Here is a 19347-nt window from a genome sequence, read left to right as displayed (position 1 = left end):
CGAGGATAGGGCAAGAGTTCCGTTCATGCCCACTTTATGCCTTTCGGCACGCCCCGGCGTATGTGCCTGAAGTCCACACCCTGCCGGAAGACAGGGGTGATCGCGACGATTATTTCGGCAGGGCCGGCATCTGCTGCTGCAGTATCCGCTGGCGCTTGATCTCGGCCCGCAGCTGGCGCCGCGCCGCCTTGCGCTGGCGGTGGTCGTGCTGCCACAGGTAGATCGCCGGCGTGCTCAGCAAGGTCAGCAGCTGCGACACGAACAGGCCGCCGAGGATGGCGATGCCCAGCGGCTGGCGCATCTCCGAACCGTAGCCGAAGCCGATCGCCAGCGGCAGCGCCGCACCCATCGCGACCAGGGTGGTCATGGTGATCGGGCGGAAGCGCACCAGCGCCGCCTCGCGGATCGCCTGCGGCGGCGACATGCCACGGTCGCGCTCGGCGACCAGGGCGAAGTCGACCATCAGGATCGCGTTCTTCTTGACGATGCCGATCAGCATCAGGATCGCGATCACCGACATCAGGGTCAGCTGGGTATGCGTGGCCAGCATCGCCAGGAACGCGCCCATGCCGGCGGCCGGCAGGGTGGAAAGAATGGTCAACGGGTGGATCAGGCTCTCGTACAGGATGCCCAGCACCACGTACATCACCAGGATCACCGCCAGCAGCATGACCAGCGCGTTGTTCATCGCGTCGAGCAGGTTCTTGTTGTCACCGGAATACTTCTTGTGCACGCCCGGCGGCAGCTGCGCGGCGAACATCGCCTGCTCGACCAGCTTCAGGCCATCTGCCTGGGTGACGCCCTTGGCCAGGTTGTAGTTGATCGCGGCCGATTCGAGCTGGTCGAAATGGCTGATGGTGACCGGCGCGATGTGCGGCTGGATCTTCGCCAGCGCGGACAGCGGAATCATCTTTCCCTGCGCATTGCGCACATAGGTATTGAGCAGGGTGGCCGGGCTCAGCGACTCGGCGCTGCTGGCGGTGATCACCACGCGGTACTGGTTGATGTCCGAGTAGATGGTGGAAACCGGGGTCTGGCCGAACGCGTTGGCCAGCGCGGTGTCCACCTGGGCCAGGCTCACGTGCAGCCGCGCGGCGGCGTTGCGGTCCACCTGCAGCATCTGCTGCTTGCCGATGCTGTCGAAGCTGGTGCTGACGTTGCGGAACTGCTTCATGTCGCGCATCACCCGCGCCAGCTTCAGGGTGGGCTGCTGCAGCGGCACGCCATCCACGCTGTCGAGCTGGAACGCATACTGCCCGCGGCCGCCGCCACCGCCACCGCCACCGCCGATGAACTGGTTGACCGAGAGCGATACGTCCAGGTCCGGCACGTTCTTGAAATACTTGTCCAGCCGGTCGACCACCGCCTGCGAGCTGACCTGGCGTTCGCCCGGCCGGTCGCCCGGCGACTTCAGGTCGATGAACAGGCTGGCCTGGTTGCCGACCGCGCCGCCACCGTTGTTGCCGCCGAGGAAGGCGGAGACGTCGCGCACCGCCGGGTCGGCCTTGACCTTCGCCGCCACCTCCTGCGTGCGCTGCGCCAGCAGCAGCGGCGAGACGTTGGCGTCGGCGCTGATGCTCGCCTGCAGCAGGCCGGTGTCCTCCTTCGGCATCAGGCCGCCGCCGGCGGTCATCACCACCACCACCGCCAGGCCGATGGTGAGCGCCAGCAGGATCAGCGGCTGCCAGCGCATGATCCGGCGATGGTGCATCGCCCAGTCCAGCGCGCGCTCGTAGACGCGCAGCATGCCGCTGTCGAAGCGTTCGGCCAGCCGCTCCAGCCGCCCCGGCGTACGCGCGCCGGCGGGCTCGTGTGCCAGCCAGGCGCCGCACAACGCCGGGGTCAGCGTGAGCGAGACCAGCGCCGAGATCACGATGGTGGCGATCAGGGTCACCGAGAACTCGCGCATCAGCATGGTGAACATGTTGTTGCCGAACACCATCGGCCCGAACACGGCGATCAGTGACAGCGTGATCGAGATCACCGTGAAGCCGATCTCGCGCACGCCGCTGAGCGCGGCCTGCAGCGGCGGCTCGCCGCGTTCCATGTGGCGCACGATGTTCTCGATCACCACGATCGCGTCGTCCACCACGAAACCCACGCACAGCACCAGCGCCACCAGCGAGAAGATGTTGAGGGTGAAGCCGAGCAGCCACATCGCCACGAACGCGCCGGCCAGCGACAGCGGCACGCTGAACATCGCGATCACGGTGGGTCGCAGCCGGCGCAGGAACACCAGCATCACCAGCGCCACCATCACGATGCCCATCAGCAGCGCCACCTCCACCTCGTGCAGCGCCGACAGCGTGGTCGGGGTGAAGTCGAAGATCGGCGTGATCGTGGCGTCGGCGGGCAGCAACCCGCGCAGTTCGGGCAGGCGCGCACGGATCGCCATCACCGTGGCCACCGCGTTGGCCTGCGGTCGCTTGTTGACCTGCATCACCACCGCGCGCTGGCCGTTGAACCACGCCGCGGCGTACTTGTCTTCCTGGCCGCCGCTGATCGTCGCCACGTCGGCCAGCCGCACCGGCACGCCGTTGTGGCTGGCGACCACCAGCGCGGCGAAATCCTGCGCGGTGTGCAGCGCGTCGTTGGCGCTCACCGTCATGCGCGTGACGCCGTTGCTGAGCGTGCCCTGCGGCGAGGTGACGTTGGCGGCGCGCAGCGCGTTGGCCACGTCGTTGGCGGTGATGCCCATGCCCACCAGCGCGCTGGTGTTCAGCACGATGCGCACCGCATGCGGCGTGCCGCCGCCCACCTGCACCTGGGCCACGCCGGGAATCTGCGCCACCGCCGGCTTCAGCAAGGTGTCGGTGAGGTCGTACAGCTTGTCCGGCGGCAGGCTGGAGGAGGTCAGCGAGACCAGCAGCACCGGGATCTGCGAGGTGTCGAACTTGACGTAGCCGGGCGGGCTGGGCAGCCCGGGCGGCAGGTCCGGCGCCGCCGCGTTGATCGCCGCCTGCACGTCGCGCGCGGCCTTGTCGGCGCCGCGGTCCATGTTGAAGATCACCTGGATCTGCGCACCGCCCTCGCTGGCGCTGGAGGCCATCATGCGCACCCCGGGGATGCGCCCGAGGTGGCGTTCCAGCGGTGCCACCACGGTCGAGGCCATGGTCTGCGCGCTGGCACCGGGCATCTGCGCGAACACCGCCACGCCGGGAAATTCGATCGACGGGAATGCCGCCACGCCAAGCAGCAGGTACGCCCACACGCCGCCCAGCAGCAGTCCGAGCGCAAGCAGTGAGGTGCCAACGGGCCGGCGGACCAGCGGTGCGAAGACGTTCAAGCGGCCTCCCTGGCGCGCAAGCGTGACCGAAGCGCGGGAGGCGCGGCCGGGGACGTTGCGGGCATTCCATGCATGCCGATGTTATGCCAGTTGTCGCGGCCCCTGTGTATGTGCCTGAAGTCCACCCGCATGCAGGAACCCGCTGCCGGGCTCCTGCACGCGCGACAGCGGGATCAGCGCCTGGCCGGGCTGTAACGCAGGGTCAGGAACGCGCTGCGGCCGGGCTGGTTGAAGTACCACACGGTCTCGTAGTGGTGGTCGAACACGTTGGCCAGGCGCGCCTCCACCTGCCAGTCCGACGCGAAATGCCAGCTGGCGCGCAGGTCGGTGGTGGAGTAGCCGCCGAGCCGGTGCCGGTTGGCCGCATCGTCGAAACCACGCCCGGCGGCGAAGACGGTGGCGCCGATGCCGAAGGCACCGAAGCGACGGTCCAGGTCCACCCGCGCGGTGTGCTCGCGCCGGCGCGGCAGCACCTTGCCGTCGTTCGCGCCTCCGTCTTCGTTGCGCGGCTGCAGCCAGCTCAGGTAACCCTGCAGCTGCCAGCCGGCGAGGTTGGCGCCGAGCTGGCCTTCCACGCCACGGATGCGCGCCTTGCTGATGTTGGACGGGAAGTAGTTGCTGTCCAGCGCGATCAGCTGGTCGATGCGGGTCTGGTAGGCGTTCAACGCCCAGTTCCACGCATCCTGCTGCTGGCTCAGGCCCAGTTCGGCGCTGCGCGATTTCTCCGGCTTCAGGTCCGGATTGCCGCTGCCGTACGGGTAGTACAGGTCGTTGAAGGTCGGCGCATGGAACGCGCTGCCGTAGCTGGCAGAGAGCTTCAGCCCGCCGTCGAAGCGGTAGCCCCACGCCGCGGCGCCCGTGTTGTGGTTGCCGAACTGGCCGTTGTGGTCGCGCCGCGCCGACAGCTGCACCTCGTTGCGGCCGAATGTGCCCTGGTACTGCACGTAGCCGCCGGTATTGTTGCGGCGGCTGGCGAGGAAGCCGGTGTCGCTGTCGATGTGCTCGCCCTGCCAGTCGACGCCCAGGGTCAGCAGCTGGTTGCTGGCCACGCTGAGGTCGTTCTGCCACGACGCCTGGTTACGCCGCGAATAGATGTAGCCGACGAAGTTATCGTTCTCGTAGTTGTCGTAGCGGTCCAGGTTCTGGCCCACGCTCAGGGTGGTCTTCCACGCTTCCAGCGGGTTGAAGCTGAAGCTGCTGCCGGCGACCTGCTGCAGGGTGCGGCTGCGGTTCTGGTAGCTGCCGTCGAAATGGATCTCGCCCAGGCTGCGCAGCCAGGTGCCGGTGAGCTCGGCGCCGCTGTCCCAGCGATAGCCTCCGCTGGCGCTGAGGTTCTTGTTGCGGAAGGCGTCGCGGTCCGGCTCGTCGGCAAAGCAGCCGGCGAACGCCTCGGCCGCGCCGATGCGGCAGGCATTGATGCCGCGGGTGTACTGGGCGCCGACGCCGAGGTTGTACCAGGCGTGCTCGCTGCCACCGGACAGTCCGGCCAGGCCGCGCAGCAGGTGGTTGCTGCCGGTGGTCACGCTGAACGAGGGCCGCAGGCCGCCGTCGCGGCTACCCCGGCGGGTGAAGATCTGGATCACGCCGCCGATCGCGTCGGCGCCGTACAGGCTCGAGCGCGGGCCGCGCACGATCTCGATGCGCTCGATCTGCTCCACCGGAATCTGCTCGAACGCCGCCAGCCCGGCGCTGACCGAGGCTACCCGCACGCCGTCGACCAGCAGCAGGGTGTGGGTGGAGTTGGTGCCACGCAGAAACAGCGAGGTTTGCTGGCCGTAGCCGCCACTGTTGGCGAAGCTCACGCCCGGCAGGCCGGTCAGCAGGTCCGGCACCGACAGCGGCTGCAACCGCTCGATGTCGGCGCGGGTGATCACCGTCACCGACGACAGCGCCTCGTCGGCGGTGATCGCGGTGCGCGTGGCGGTGACGATCACCGGGGCCAGCGCAGACGCCTCGTTCTGGTCGGCAGCCTGTGCCGCCACCGTGCAACTGAGCAGCGCCGCTGCCAGCAGGGTCTTCTTCATGTCCGTTCCTCTACGCCGTGCACCCGCGCACGGCTCATGTGTCCAATGAGCTGGCGACAGGCACGGGAGGAAGACGGAACGACGGGCAGGCAGCAACGACCGACACGTGGTTCGGCCTCGCCCACCGCGAGCCACCAGGAATCGTTCGGGCCGGTCTCCGGGCTGGCGAGTGGCGCGCGGTGATCCGCAGGCCTTGAGCGGCGCCTTCCCGTGCCAGGCACAGTGGCGTTCGCCGCTCGTGATCTCGCTTACCGTTGCGGGGGCAGCGCCGGCCTTGCAGTGTGTTTGCACACCACGCACCGGCTTCCCGTTTCATCCCTTCGGCAACGCGCCGTCAGGACACCTGAACCGCGCAACTCTAATGCCGACGGGAAACCCGCGCAATCGTGGCCGTTGCGTTAAACGCGCGTTCCCGAGGCCTCAACCCGATTGTTTCGACTCCTGACCGAGTCCTGCGGGCTGGCACTGACACGCAGGTATTAAGGGAACAATAATCGCAAGTTATTGCTGTTTGAAAAGCTGTAAATCGTAATTTCTTGATGTTTGGTAATAACTCATAAATATTTTGTTGACGCCAGTATTTATGTCGCCTTATGTTCCGGGAGCAGGTTGCCGGAAGGCATGGATACCGGGCGTCGGCATGGAGTTGCGTAGCCTGACTGATGGAACAATCGGCGGCTGCCGCCGACACGCACCCAGCTTGCTTTGTTCCATGAATTAATTGATTTACGTCACTCGGCCTTCGGGCCTTTCACTCTGGGGAGATTCATTACCAATGAGCAGTCACAACAAAATCCATAATCCGAGGTGGCGCCACACCGCTCTTGCCGTGGCACTGAGCATGAGCCTGGGCGGCGTCGCCATGGCGCAGTCCACCACGGGCTCCATCTTCGGCCAGGCCCCGGCGGCCGCAGGCGAGACCGTCACCGCCACCAACGCGTCTGGCCTGACCCGCGAGGTCACTGTCGACAGCTCCGGGCGTTTCCAGATCAACAACGTGCCGGTCGGTACCTATACGGTGTCGCTGAAGAAGAGTGGCGCGGTCGTTGAGACGCGCAAGGTGTCACTGGCGCCCGGCGCCGGCACTTCCGTCACGTTCAGCGCCGAAACGACCTCGCTCAGCGCGGTAACCGTCTCGGCCAATGCGCTGCCGGCCATCGACGTATCCAGCGTCAGCTCGAGCACGGTCATCACCGCCGCCGACCTGCAGAAGCTGCCGATCGGTCGCAACGCGGAATCGATCGCCCTGCTCGCTCCGGGCACGGTCAAGGGCAGCAGCTTCTTCGGCAACGCAGTCGCCTTCGGCGGCTCCAGCGTGTCCGAGAACGCCTACTACGTGAACGGCTACAACACCGGCGAGCCGTACAAGAACCTGGGTGGCTTTGCGCTGCCGTATGGTGCGATCGACCAGCAGGAAACCCTGACTGGCGGCTACAGCGCCAAATACGGTCGCTCCGACGGCGGCGTGATCAACCAGATCGGCAAGCGCGGCACCAACGAATGGCACTTCGGTGCGCAGGCGGTCTGGCAGCCACGTTTCCTCGAGGGCACGCCGGTCAACAACCGTTATGGCAACCCCGCCATCCCGGCAGACGTCGCCAACCCCAACAGCCCCGACGGCCTCACCCATTACCAGCTGGAAGATCCAGCCAAGCCGGGTACGCTGAACCAGTACCGCAATGACAACAAGGAGTGGGAGACGGTCTACTCCGCCTACGTCGGCGGCCCGCTGATCCAGGACAAGCTGTTCATGTTCCTGGCGGCCGAGAAGGCCACGACGCAGAGCAACAACGTGGAATCCGCCGCCAACCAGAAAGTCCAGTACAACCGGGACAAGCACACCAAGTTCTACGGCAAGCTGGACTGGAACATCACCGACAGCAACATCCTTGAGCTGACGGCGCTGAAGAACAACCAGTCCACCGGTGCCGGCTCGACCTACATGTTCGACAACAGCACCTTGAAGTCGGGTGCCTACCTCAACAAGAACGACATCAGCAAGGACAACGCCCAGTTCTACCTGGGCCACTTCACCAGCTACATCACCGATGCGGCCACCCTGAGCATCCTGTACGGCAAGGCCCACTTCCAGGACCCGGTCGTCTACGGCAACCAGAGCCCGCTGCCGTTCATCTCGCGCCCCTACAACGAGAATCCGGCCTTCCTGCCGCCGGGCACGGGGCCGAACGGTATCGTCAACGCCCAAGGCAATACCACCTGGACCTCGCCGCAGGCGAGCAACAGCACCCACGGCCTGCGCGTCGACTTCGACTACAAGCTGGGCGATCACGACCTCGCCGTCGGTATCGACAACATGAGCTACGGCGCCAAACACCAGGGCCCGGACAACCAGAATCCGTTCAACCCGGCGCTGAACTACTACTGGCGCTACGCAGCTGCCTCCCCCGCGTACCCCAACGGCCGCGTGCAGAAGCGCACCATCGGCTGGGCCACCAGCATGACGATGACCCAGAAGGCCTACTACCTGCAGGACGACTGGCAGGTCAGCTCCAACGTGCTGCTGAACATCGGCGTCCGCAACGACCACTTCACCAACTACAACGACCTCGGCAAGGCGTTCGTCGACGAGAAGAACCAGTGGGAGCCACGCATCGGCGCCAGCTGGGACGTGAACGGCGACTCCTCGTTCAAGGTCTACGGCAACGTGGGCCGCTACTACCTCGCGCTGCCGGACAACGCGGCCGAGCGTGCGGCCAACCGCTCGACCTACCTCACCCAGTACTTCACCTATACCGGCATCGACGCCAACGGCGTGCCGACCGGCACCGTGGCGCTTGCCCCGCCCAGCTCGCCCGACGGCGAATACGGCCTGCCCAAGGATCCGCAGCAGGTCACCGCGCGCAACCTGAAGCCGGAGTACGTGGACGAGTTCATCGTTGGCTTCGACAAGAAGCTCAATGACGAGTGGACCTACGGTGCCAAGGCGATGTGGCGCGACCTGAAGACCGCGATCGACGACGAGTGCTCGCCGAGCCAGATCGCGACCAAGATGACCAGCATGGGGCTGGATCCGGGTCTCTACGGCAACTCGCTGTACGGCGCCTCCTACTGCCGCCTGATCAATCCCGGCCAGACCAACACCATGCTGGTGAAGTCGGATGACGGCACCAGCAGCGTGCTCGTGCCGATGACCCAGAAGGACTGGGGCTACATCAATGGCGTCCGTCGCAAGATCGGTTCGCTGAACCTGTACCTGGAGCATCCGTTCGACGGCAAGTGGATGGCTCGCCTCGATTACACCTGGAGCCGCGGCTTCGGCAACACCGAGGGCCAGGTGCGTTCCGACTTCGGCCAGGGCGACGTGTCCAAGACCGAAGACTGGGATAGCTGGCAGCTGATGGATGGCCAGGACGGCGAACTGTCCAACGTCCGCAAGCACGCGATCCGCTTCCGCGGTGCCTACCAGATCACGCCGGAATGGCTGGTCTCCGGCACCCTGCTGGCGCAGTCCGGCACGCCCAAGGAGTGCCTGGGCTACTACGGCCCAACCGGTACCGGCGACCCGACCGGCTACAACGGCGGCGGCAGCGGCAACTACCACTGGTGCCATGGCGTTCGCATCCCGCCGGGCAAGGCTGGCCACACCCCGTGGACCGAGCAGGTCAACCTCGGCGTGCACTACGCACCGGCGTTTGCCGATCACAAGCTGGGCTTCAACCTGGATGTGATCAACGCGCTGGACCAGCAGAGGCCGGTGCAGACCGACGCGGCTGGCGAAAGCGGTTTCGACGGCGTCAATACCGTGTTCGTCAACAACAGCTACGGCGACGGCATCTTCTGGCAGCCGCCGCGTACGGTTCGCCTGTCGGTGCAGTACGACTACTGATAGCTGATACCGGCTGAAACTGGCCAAACCAGGCCACCGACCTTCGGGTCGGTGGCTTTTTTTATGCCCTCGGTGGAGTCAGCCTGTGCAAGCGATGGCGGCATGACTGCGCACCGGCGCCACGGGATCGGCAGGCTCACGACGCGGCTTGCGTGAAGTTACTATGTCCCGATGAATTCACCGAACCTTTCCACCGCGGAGAACCGCCTGCGCCAGCAGGCCCGGCAATGCGTCGACAAGCAGCAATGGGAGGCCGCACAGGCGGCCCTGGAGTCGCTTGTAGTGCAGGTGCCGGACGATGCCACGGCGCGCCTTGAACTGGCCGACGTGCTGTTCCAGCGGGGCCGGCTTCGCGAGTCGACCGCATGGATGCTTCGTGTCGCGCAACGGCTTCCGCGGGACGCGGATTTCATCATCAAGGTGACGCAACGCCTCGTTGCGGTCGGTGAGACCCTCGCCGCACGCAGCTGCCTGGACCTGCTCGCCCAGGCGCCCGGGCTCCCGCCGAAATGGCTGGTCAGCCAGGCACACCTGCGCTTCATGCTCGGCGAGATCGCCTCGGCCAGGGCGCTGATGGAAAGCGCCATGGCCGCCGGCATCGATTCACCGGGCGAGCAGCACCTGTATGCGATGCTGCTCCAGTTCAGTGGCGATATCGATCGCGCCTGCACGGTGCTGGAGAACTGCCTGAAGCGCTGGCCGCACTTCGGCGATGCGGCGATGGTGCTGGTCAACCTGCGCAAGCAAAAACCGGAAGCCAACCGGCTGGATTTCGTGCAGGAGCAGCTGCGCCAGCTTACCCGGGACAGCAAGGATCCGGGCGCCATGTTCGTGCGCGCGGAGTTCGAGTACGCGCAATTCAAGGTACTGGACGACCTCAAGCGCCACGAGGAAGCCTGGCCTGCCCTGGCCCGGTGCAATGCCCTCATGCACGAGCTCAATCCGTACGACGCGGCTGGCGAAGCCGCCGTTACCGATGCACTGATGCGCCTGCCGGCGCCAGACAACCAGGTCGGCCGGGCGGGATCCGGCCCCGTGTTCGACGGCCCCGTGCCCATTTTCATCGTCGGCATGCCGCGCTCCGGCACCACCCTGCTCGACCGCATGCTGTCGGGCCACTCGCAGGTTGTGTCCGCCGGCGAGATCATCGACTTCTGGCGCCAGCTGCACTGGGCCGCGGACGTGACCCCGGCCAGAGCACAGGGCTTGCTGCAGATCATCCAGCACAGCGCTGACATCGACTATGCCGAACTGGGTGCGCGCTATCTCAGGCAGACGCAATGGCGCGCACAGGGTCGCGCCTGCTACATCGACAAACTACCGGCCAACATCCAGATGGTCGCGTTCATCCGCCGGGCGTTGCCGCACGCGCCGATCCTGCACATGGTGCGCGATCCGGTCGACACCTGCTTCTCGAACTTGAAGGCCATGTTCGGCAATGTTTCGTCCTACAGCTACGACCTGCAGGCGCTGGCTCATTACTACGGGCAATACGCGCGCCTGGTCCGGCATTGGCATGACCACCTGCCAGGCGCCATGCTCGACGTTTCCTATGCCTCGCTGGTGCGCGACCCGGAGTCCACGATGCGCGGAGTACTCGAATACTGCGGGCTCTCGCTGCAGGAAAATTGCCTGCACCCCGAACGCAACGCCTCGCCGGTGGCCACCCCGAGCAGTGCCCAGGTGCGCGAATCCATCCATACCCGCGGCCTGGAGCAATGGCGCCACTATGCAAAACAGCTGGAGCCACTGCGCCAGGCCATCGGCGCGCCCGCAGTCAACGCGGACTGACCGCCCCGTACCCGGCGTGCCGCCGCCGACATGCCGGATTATCGATGTGGCGATCCGGCGCTTGCGCGGACCCGGTTCGCCACACGCGCCTCAGCGCCCGCCAATCCAGCTTCGCTGCACGCGGTACTCATCGTCCAACACCACCAGATCCGCGCGATAACCAGGCGCGATGCGGCCATGGCTTTCCCCCAGGCCGAGGAACTCGGCCGGCCAAGTGCTGGCCATGCACACCGCTTCGTCCAGCGGCAGGCCGAGCAGCTGCACCGCATTGCGCACCGCGCCGGCCATGTCCAGCGCGGAGCCGGCCAGCACGCCTTGCGCGGTCTGGCAGATGCCGTCCTTCGCGGTGATGGTCTCGCCGTTGAGCACATAGGTCGGATCATCCGCGCCCACCGGCGGCATCGCGTCGGTGACCAGCAGCAGCTTGCCGCGCGGCTTGGCGGCGATCGCCACGCGCAGGCTGGCCGGGTGCACGTGGTGGCCGTCGACGATGATGCCGCACCAGCTGCCGGCATCCTCCAGCGCGGCGCCGACCACGCCCGGCTCGCGACTGCCGAACGGCGTCATCGCGTTGAACAGGTGGGTGAAGCCGCGCACGCCGGCGTCCAGCGCGGCGCGGGTGGTGGCGTAGTCGGCCGCGGTGTGCCCGGCGCAGACGACCAATCCCGCGGCGACCATCGCACCGATGTCGGCCAGCGGCACCTGGTCCGGCGCCAGCGTGACCAGCCGCACGCCACGATGCGGCGCGCACAGCAGCGCCAGTTCGTCGCGGCCCGGTGCGTGGAAATACCTTGCGTCGTGCACGCCCTTGCGCGCCGGCGCCAGGTAGGGGCCTTCCAGGTGGATGCCGAGCACGCCGGGCACGCCTTCGGCCAGCGCCTGCTCCACTGCGGCCAGCGCCGCGCGCATCACTTCGACGCGGTCGCTGATCAACGTCGGCAGGAAGCCGGTGGTGCCGAAGCGGCGGTGCGCGGCACCGATCCGGCGCAGCGTTTCCACCGTGGGCGCCTCGTTGAACAGCACCCCGCCACCGCCGTTGACCTGCACGTCGATGAAGCCGGGCACGAGCATCGCGCCGCCGAGGTCGTGCTGCTGCGCCTCGCGCACGCGCGGATCGGGGGGCGGCAGCAGGTCGACGATACGCTCGCCCTCCAGCAGCACGGCGAGATCGTCGCGCCAGCCGTGGGCGGTGAGGACGCGAGCGTGGGTGAGGGCGGTGGTCATGTGACCTCTCGAATGCACAGGGAGAGCGGGGTTGCTCCCTCTCCTGCTTGCAGGGGAGGGCCGGGGTGGGGTCGCTCTTGCCGCAAAAGCACCCCCTTCCAACCTCCCCCTGCAGGCAGGAGGAGGAGAAAAACGGGTCAGACGGTCTCGGTGACCTTGTTGAGATGCGGCGGCACGTCGGGGTTGAAGCCGCGACGCAGCGCCAGGGCGCTGGCGGCGCGGTAGAAGCTCTGGATGGCCAGCAGCGGCGTGCACAGCGCCGGCAGGCCGCCGGCCACCGGCAAGCTGCCGGCACCCTGCAGCCCGGGCGCGGCCACGAAAACCTGCGCGCCGCGGCTGCGGAATTCGCGCGCCACCGCCAGCGTGCTGTCCAGCGTGTCGTCATCCTGGGCGAAGCACAGCACCGGGAAGTCGGGGCCGACCAGCGCCATCGGCCCGTGCTTCACCTCGGCCGCGCTGAACGCCTCGGCGTGCAGGCCGCAGGTTTCCTTGAACTTCAGCGCCGCCTCCAGCGCGATGCCGAGGCCGTAGCCGCGACCGACCACGAACAGGTTGTGCGCACCGGCCAGTCCATCGACCAGCGCCGACCAGTCCGCGTCCCAGCCGGCGCGCAGCGCGTCGGGCAGCGACTGCAGCGCCGTGTCGAGGACGGCATCGCCGCGCCAGCGAGCACACAGATGCAGCACCGCGGCCAGCGCGGCGATATAGCTCTTGGTCGCCGCCACACTGTGCTCCGGCCCGGCGTGCAGCGGGATCACCGTGTCGGCCAGCGCCGCCAGCGGCGAATCCTCCACGTTCACCAGCGCCACCACGCGTGCGCCGGCGACTTTCGCCGCCTCCGCATTGCGCAGCAGGTCGGGGCTCTTGCCCGACTGTGAGATCGCGATGAACAGCGCGCCCTGCCACTGCTGCTCGGCCGCGTACACCGAGGTCACCGACGGCGAAGCCGACGCGGTGACGATGCCGAGCTGCGTCTCGAACACGTACTTCGCGTACGCCGCGGCGTGATCGGAGCTGCCGCGCGCGCAGGTGACGATGAAGCGCGGCGGCTGCGCGCGCAGCTCGCGCGCCAGCGCGACCACCACCGCCTCGTTCGCGGCGAACTGGCGCGCGACCACCGCGGCCGACTCGTGCGCCTCCTGGTACATCAGGGTGTCGCGGGGGTCCATATCGATCCTTCAGTCGGTCTGCAGTTCGGCGACGAAGTCGTAGATGTCGCCGCGATACCAGGAACTGGTGAACTCGACCACGCGACCGTCGTCGAGGAAGCTGCGCCGCTCGATGTTCAAGCCCGCGCTGCCCACGCTGACGTGCAGCAGCCGCGCCTGCTGCGCGTTCAGCGATACCGCGCGCAGCCGCTGCAGCGCGCGGCGCGGGCGGGCGTTGAGTTTTTCCAGCGCCTCGTACAGCGAGTCGTGCACCAGCAGCGGGTCGGGCAGCACGCTGGCCGGCACCACGCTGCGCTCGATCGCCAGCGGTTCGTCCTGGCCGTAGCGCACACGGTGCAGGCGCACCACCAGCGAGCCGGGCGACAGGTTCAGCGCCATCGACTCCTCCGGCGTCACCTCGCCAATGCCACGCTCGAAGTATTCCGAGCGCGGCGACAGCCCGCGCTCGCGCAGGTCCTCGGTGAAGCTGGTCAGCCGCGACATCGGCTTGACGATGCGCTCGGCGATGAAGGTGCCGGCGCCGTGGCGCTGGGTCAGCAGGCCTTCCTCGACCAGGCCGGCGATCGCCTTGCGCACGGTCACCCGCGACAGCTTCAGCGTCTGCGACAGGTCGCGCTCGCTGGGCAGCGCCTGGCCCGGCTCGATGTCACGGTGCCCGATGATGTTGCGGATCGCCTGGCGCAGCCGCAGGTAGGCCAGCGGCTGGTGCGTGGCCGGGTCGTGGCAGATCCGGCGGTATTCGTGGGCAAGGGCGGCTTCCATGCGTGGAACGATACCAATAGCGAACCAATACCCGCAAGCCTGCGTCATGCCCGCCCTCATATATGAATTCGTATGCAGACCCGTGGTCGAGCTGGTATTTCACTGGTACCATCGACGAAAACCCGGGCAAGACGCGCCATCCGGCCCTCTGCCCGCCATCCGGCATCCAGTCGAGGTGATCCGCGTGACTGCTTCCTCCCAATCGGTCGAACCGTTCGACCTGGTGATCTTCGGCGGCACCGGCGACCTCGCCGTGCGCAAGTTGCTGCCGGCGCTGTTCCACCGCTTCCTCGACGGCCAGATCCCGGCCAGCAGCCGTATCGTCGGCATCGCCCGCGAAGCGCTGGACGATGCCGGCTACCGCGCGCATCTGCGCGAGGCGCTGGTCGGGGTATGCGCCGCAGCGCAACTCGACGTGTTCCTGCAGCAGGTGTTCTACCGCCCGCTGGACGCGCGCAAGGACGAGGGCTGGGACGACTTCGCCGCCTTCATCGGCAAGCAGCCCGACCATATCCGCGTGTTCTACCTGTCCACCTCGCCAGAACTTTTTGTCGACATCTGCACCCGGCTGGGCCAGTACCAGCTCAACCAGGGCGCCTCGCGCGTGGTGCTGGAAAAGCCGATCGGCCGCGACCTGGCCAGCGCCAACCAGATCAACGACGCGGTCGGCAAGGTGTTCAGCGAATCGCAGACCTTCCGCATCGACCACTACCTCGGCAAGGAGACCGTGCAGAACCTGCTGGTGCTGCGCTTCGGCAACGCGCTGTTCGAGCCGCTGTGGAACGCCGGGCACATCGACCACGTGCAGATCACCGTGGCCGAAACCCTCGGCGTCGGCCATCGCGGCGCCTACTACGACCGCGCCGGCGCGCTGCGCGACATGGTGCAGAACCACATGCTGCAGCTGCTGTGCATGGTGGCGATGGAGCCGCCCTCGTCGCTGGCGCCCGACGCGGTGCGCGACGAGAAGCTGAAGGTGCTGCATTCGCTCAAGCCCATCGACGACAGCAACGCCGCCCAGCTCAGCGTGCGCGGCCAGTACCGCGCCGGCGTGGCCGAAGGCGCCAGCGTGCCCGGCTACCCGGAGGAACTGGGCAACAGCAAGTCGAACACCGAGACCTTCGTCGCCCTGAAGGCGGAGATCGCCAACTGGCGCTGGGCCGGCGTGCCGTTCTACCTGCGCACCGGCAAGCGGCTGGCGAGCCGGGTGTCGGAAATCGTGGTCACCTTCAAGCCGGTGCCGCATTCGATCTTCAACCCCGACGCCGGCACGCTGTCGCAGAACCGGCTGGTGCTGCGGCTGCAGCCGGACGAGGGCGTCAAGCTGTGGCTGACCATCAAGCACCCCGGCCCCGGCGGCCTGCGCCTGCGCCACGTGCCGCTGGACATGAGTTTCGCCGAGGCGTTCGGCGTGCAGCAACCCGATGCGTACGAGCGCCTGCTGCTCGACGTGGTGCGCGGCAACCCGACCCTGTTCATGCGCCGCGACGAAGTGGAGGCGGCGTGGCATTGGGCCGGCCCGATCCTGGCCGCCTGGGCCGACAGCGGCGAGCCGCCGCGGCCGTACACCGCCGGCAGCTGGGGGCCGAGCGCCGCGGTGGCGCTGATCGAGCGCGACGGCCGCACTTGGAACGAAGACAGTGAATAGGCCGCGTTTACCGACGCTTCACCCGGCCACGTCGTTGCGTGCGGCAGACTGCTGCTCCCTTCCCCACGATGCGCACGGCCACGCCTGAGTGTCCGTCGCGCCACCTGCCATGACCAACCATCTGAACGTCACCACGCACAGCTTCACCGACTGCCGCGCGCAGGCCACGGCACTGGCCGAACGCGTCGCCGAACGCCTGCGCCGCGGCTTGGCTGAACGCGGCCACGCTTTACTTGCGGTCTCCGGCGGCAGTACGCCGAAGGATTTCTTCGCCCGCCTGTCGCAGGAGAAACTCGATTGGGCCGGGGTGCAGGTGACCCTGGTCGACGAACGCTGGGTGGCGGAAACCGACGAGCGTTCGAATGCGCGGCTGGTGAAATCGCTGCTGCTGCAGCACGCCGCCGCTGCCGCGCAGTTCATTCCGCTGTACACCGGCGACGCCAGCCCCGAAACCGGGCTGGCTGCTGTCAACGCGCGCATCGACGCGCTGCCGCTGCCGTTCGACGCGGTGGTGCTGGGCATGGGCGACGACGGCCATACCGCCTCGTTCTTCCCCGGCGGCGATCACCTGGCCGAGGCACTGGACCTGGACGGCACGGCGCGCGTGTTGCCGATGCATGCGCCCGGCGCCGGCGAACCGCGCATCACGCTGAGCCTGCCGACGCTGCTGCAAACGCGCGCGCTGTACCTGCTGGTGGCCGGCGAGAAGAAGCGCGACCTGCTCGCCGACGCGCGCCTCGGCCTCGGCGAGGCGCAGCACTACCCGGTGCGCGCCGTACTGACCCAGCAACGCGTGCCGGTGGCGGTGTACTGGTGCCCGTGACCCACGGCATCGCGCACCACCGCAGCAAGTTCCTTGCGCACCGAGTGCGCTCCTACAGACAAGGCAAGAAATCATGAGCACGCTGCACCCCGTCGTCGCCGAAGTCACTGAACGCCTGCGCGAGCGCAGCCGCGAGACGCGCGCGGCCTACCTCAGGCGCATCGACGCGGTCGACCGCAGCGGGCCGCAGCGCGAGCACCTGTCCTGCGGCAACCTGGCGCACGGCTTCGCCGCCTGCGGCACGGAGGACAAGGCGGCGCTGCGCAGCGGCCGGCGCGCCAACCTGGCCATCGTCACCGCCTACAACGACATGCTCTCGGCGCACCAGCCGTACGAGCGCTATCCCGCGCTGATCCGCCAGATCGCCCGCGACGCCGGCGTCACAGCGCAGGTCGCCGGCGGCGTGCCGGCGATGTGCGACGGCATCACCCAGGGCCGCGCGGGCATGCAGCTGTCGCTGTTCTCGCGCGACGTGATCGCGCTGGCCACCGCGGTGGCGCTGTCGCACGACATGTTCGACGGCGCGCTCTACCTCGGCATCTGCGACAAGATCGTGCCGGGCCTGCTGATCGCAGCGCTCAGCTTCGGCCACCTAGCCGGCGCGTTCGTGCCGTCGGGGCCGATGCCCAGCGGCATCCCGAACGAACAGAAGTCGAAGGTGCGCCAGGCCTTCGCCGACGGCAAGGCGAGCAAGGCCGAGCTGCTGGAGGCGGAAGCGGCGTCCTACCACGCGCCCGGCACCTGTACCTTCTATGGCACCGCGAACTCCAACCAGATGCTGATGGAGATCATGGGCCTGCACCTGCCCGGCGCCAGCTTCACCGCGCCGGACACGCCGCTGCGCGACGCGCTTACCGCCGAGGTGGTGCGCCGCGTCGCCAACCTCAGCGCGCTGGGCGAGCATTACCTGCCGCTCGGCCACATCATCGACGAGCGCGCGATCATCAACGGCGTGATCGGCCTGCACGCCACGGGCGGCTCCACCAACCACCTGCTGCACCTGGTAGCGATCGCGCACGCCGCCGGCATCCAGCTGCGTTGGGACGATTTCGATGCGCTGTCCAAGGCGATTCCGCTGCTGGCCCGCGTGTACCCGAATGGCTACGCCGACGTGAACCAGTTCCACGAGGCGGGCGGCATGGCGTTCCTGATCGACCAGCTGCTCGGCGCCGGCCTGCTGCATGGCGACGTGCAGACCATCTTCGGCACCGGCCTGGAAGGCTACACGCGCGTGCCGCAGCTGGACGAGGCCGGCGCGGTTTCCTGGGTGCCGGTGGCGAAGCAGAGCGGCAACCGCGGCGTGCTGCGCGGCATGGACGAACCGTTCCGCGCCGACGGCGGCCTGCGCATGCTCGACGGCAACCTCGGCCGCGCGGTGATCAAGGTCTCCTCGGTGCCGGAGGACCGCCTGCTGGTCGAGGCGCCGGCGATCGTGTTCAACGACCAGGACGAGGTGGCCGGCGCGTTCAAGCGCGGCGAACTCAACCGCGACTTCGTGGCGGTGGTGCGCTTCCAGGGCCCGCGCGCGAACGGCATGCCCGAGCTGCACAAGCTCACCCCCACGCTGGCGCTGCTGCAGGACCGCGGCCACCGCATCGCCCTGCTCACCGACGGGCGCATGTCCGGCGCCTCCGGCCGCGTACCGGCGGCGATCCACGTGACCCCCGAGGCGGTGGCCGGCGGCAACATCGCCAAGATCCGCGACGGCGACATCATCCGGCTGGACGCGGCAAACGGACGTCTGGACGTCCTGATGGAAGCGCACGAACTGGACGCCCGCCTGCCGCACGTCGCCGACCTGTCCGGCGAGCACAGCGGCATGGGCCGCGAACTGTTCGGCCTGTTCCGCCAGGCCGCCGCCAACGCCGACCTCGGCGCCGGCGTGCTGTCATAGCCTTGCTCCCTCCCCTGCGACCGAAGGAAGTCCCTTTGGGGCGCAGCAGGGGAGGGCCGGGGTGGGGTCGCTCTTGATCTTCCCCGCCATCCTGAGCAACCCCCTCCCAACCTCCCCCTGCACGCAGGGGGAGGAGTCCAAAAACCGGAGTCTTACGTGACCACCTCCATCAAAGCAAAGCAGCAGCAAGTCGAAACCCTGATGCGGCTGGCGCCGGTGATCCCGGTGGTGATCATCGAGGACGCCCGCAACGCCGTGCCGATGGCGCGTGCGCTGGTCGCCGGCGGCATCCCGACGATCGAGGTCACCCTGCGCACGCCGGCAGCGCTGGACGCGATCCGCGCGATCGCCGCCGAAGTGGAAGGCGCGATGGTCGGCTGCGGCACCGCGCTGACTGCACGCGACCTCGAAGCCGCGCAGCAGGCCGGTGCGCGCTTTGCCGTGTCGCCCGGCACCTCGCCGCGCCTGCTCGACGCCGCCGACGACAGCGCACTGCCGCTGTTGCCGGGCGTGGCCACCGCCAGCGAGGCGATGGCGCTGCTCGAACGCGGCTACCGCCACCTGAAGTTCTTCCCGGCGGTACCGGCCGGCGGCACCAAACTGCTCGGCGCCTGGGCCAGTCCGCTGCCGCAGATCCGCTTCTGCCCCACCGGCGGCATCAGCCTGAGCAGCGCGCCTGATTTCCTCGCCCTGCCGAATGTGCTATGCGTGGGCGGCTCCTGGCTCACGCCCGCCGACAAGCTCGCCAGCGGCGACTGGGCTGGCATCGAACGGCTGGCGCGCGAGGCGGCCGGCTTGCGCGGAAACCCACCGCCCGCGCGATAACGGGTAAGGTGCCCTGCTGCATATGCCCGCCGATCCCGCGGCGGGCCAGGCCAG

At 67.9% G+C, this 19347-nt stretch carries 11 protein-coding genes and 1 riboswitch; of the genes, 6 read left to right on the top strand and 5 right to left on the bottom strand.

Annotated elements, in window-relative coordinates; all coding sequences use genetic code 11:
• Nucleotides 1–109: 109 nt before the first annotated feature.
• Both QQA13_RS00635 and btuB read right to left on the bottom strand, forming a co-directional pair.
• Nucleotides 110–3286, bottom strand: a complete 3177-nt coding sequence (locus QQA13_RS00635) for an efflux RND transporter permease subunit (protein ID WP_108472193.1) — start codon at nt 3284–3286, stop codon at nt 110–112.
• Nucleotides 3287–3459: 173 nt separating this feature from the next.
• Complete coding sequence (gene btuB / locus QQA13_RS00630) at nt 3460–5310, bottom strand: TonB-dependent vitamin B12 receptor (protein ID WP_108472194.1); 1851 nt, start codon at nt 5308–5310, stop codon at nt 3460–3462.
• 131 nt (nt 5311–5441) lie between these two features.
• Nucleotides 5442–5672: riboswitch (cobalamin riboswitch) on the bottom strand.
• Between the two features lie 413 nt (nt 5673–6085).
• Here btuB and QQA13_RS00625 point away from each other — a divergent pair.
• Together QQA13_RS00625 and QQA13_RS00620 are read left to right on the top strand one after the other, a co-directional pair.
• Nucleotides 6086–9157, top strand: a complete 3072-nt coding sequence (locus QQA13_RS00625; RefSeq protein WP_108472195.1) for a TonB-dependent receptor — start codon at nt 6086–6088, stop codon at nt 9155–9157.
• 171 nt (nt 9158–9328) lie between these two features.
• On the top strand, nt 9329–10948 hold the full coding sequence (locus tag QQA13_RS00620) for a tetratricopeptide repeat-containing sulfotransferase family protein (RefSeq protein ID WP_108472196.1): 1620 nt from the start codon (nt 9329–9331) through the stop codon (nt 10946–10948).
• Nucleotides 10949–11038: 90 nt separating this feature from the next.
• Here the strand turns inward: QQA13_RS00620 and nagA are convergent, their stop codons facing one another.
• From nagA to QQA13_RS00605, 3 genes are all read right to left on the bottom strand, one after another.
• A complete protein-coding gene (gene nagA / locus QQA13_RS00615; protein WP_108472197.1) occupies nt 11039–12172 on the bottom strand; it encodes an N-acetylglucosamine-6-phosphate deacetylase in 1134 nt (377 codons plus the stop codon).
• Nucleotides 12173–12309: 137 nt separating this feature from the next.
• A complete protein-coding gene (locus QQA13_RS00610) occupies nt 12310–13341 on the bottom strand; it encodes an SIS domain-containing protein (RefSeq protein ID WP_108472198.1) in 1032 nt (343 codons plus the stop codon).
• A gap of 9 nt (nt 13342–13350) precedes the next feature.
• Nucleotides 13351–14103, bottom strand: coding sequence for a GntR family transcriptional regulator (locus QQA13_RS00605; RefSeq protein ID WP_108472199.1), 753 nt, complete (start codon nt 14101–14103; stop codon nt 13351–13353).
• Nucleotides 14104–14287: 184 nt separating this feature from the next.
• On the opposite strand from QQA13_RS00605, the gene zwf reads away from it, so the two are divergent.
• The 4 genes from zwf to eda all read left to right on the top strand — a co-directional run bounded on the left by zwf (nt 14288) and on the right by eda (nt 19293).
• On the top strand, nt 14288–15751 hold the full coding sequence (gene zwf / locus QQA13_RS00600) for a glucose-6-phosphate dehydrogenase (RefSeq protein WP_108472267.1): 1464 nt from the start codon (nt 14288–14290) through the stop codon (nt 15749–15751).
• Between the two features lie 109 nt (nt 15752–15860).
• On the top strand, nt 15861–16574 hold the full coding sequence (pgl, locus tag QQA13_RS00595) for a 6-phosphogluconolactonase (RefSeq protein ID WP_108472200.1): 714 nt from the start codon (nt 15861–15863) through the stop codon (nt 16572–16574).
• Nucleotides 16575–16647: 73 nt separating this feature from the next.
• Complete coding sequence (gene edd / locus QQA13_RS00590) at nt 16648–18468, top strand: phosphogluconate dehydratase (protein WP_108472201.1); 1821 nt, start codon at nt 16648–16650, stop codon at nt 18466–18468.
• A gap of 201 nt (nt 18469–18669) precedes the next feature.
• Complete coding sequence (gene eda, locus QQA13_RS00585; RefSeq protein WP_234411361.1) at nt 18670–19293, top strand: bifunctional 4-hydroxy-2-oxoglutarate aldolase/2-dehydro-3-deoxy-phosphogluconate aldolase; 624 nt, start codon at nt 18670–18672, stop codon at nt 19291–19293.
• The last annotated feature ends 54 nt before the right edge of the window (nt 19294–19347 follow it).

Source organism: Rhodanobacter thiooxydans (genome assembly GCF_030291135.1).
GTDB classification, from domain to species: domain Bacteria; phylum Pseudomonadota; class Gammaproteobacteria; order Xanthomonadales; family Rhodanobacteraceae; genus Rhodanobacter; species Rhodanobacter thiooxydans_A.
The sequence above is the reverse complement of the archived record's forward strand: the minus strand, read 5'-3'. Positions and strand labels throughout refer to the sequence as shown.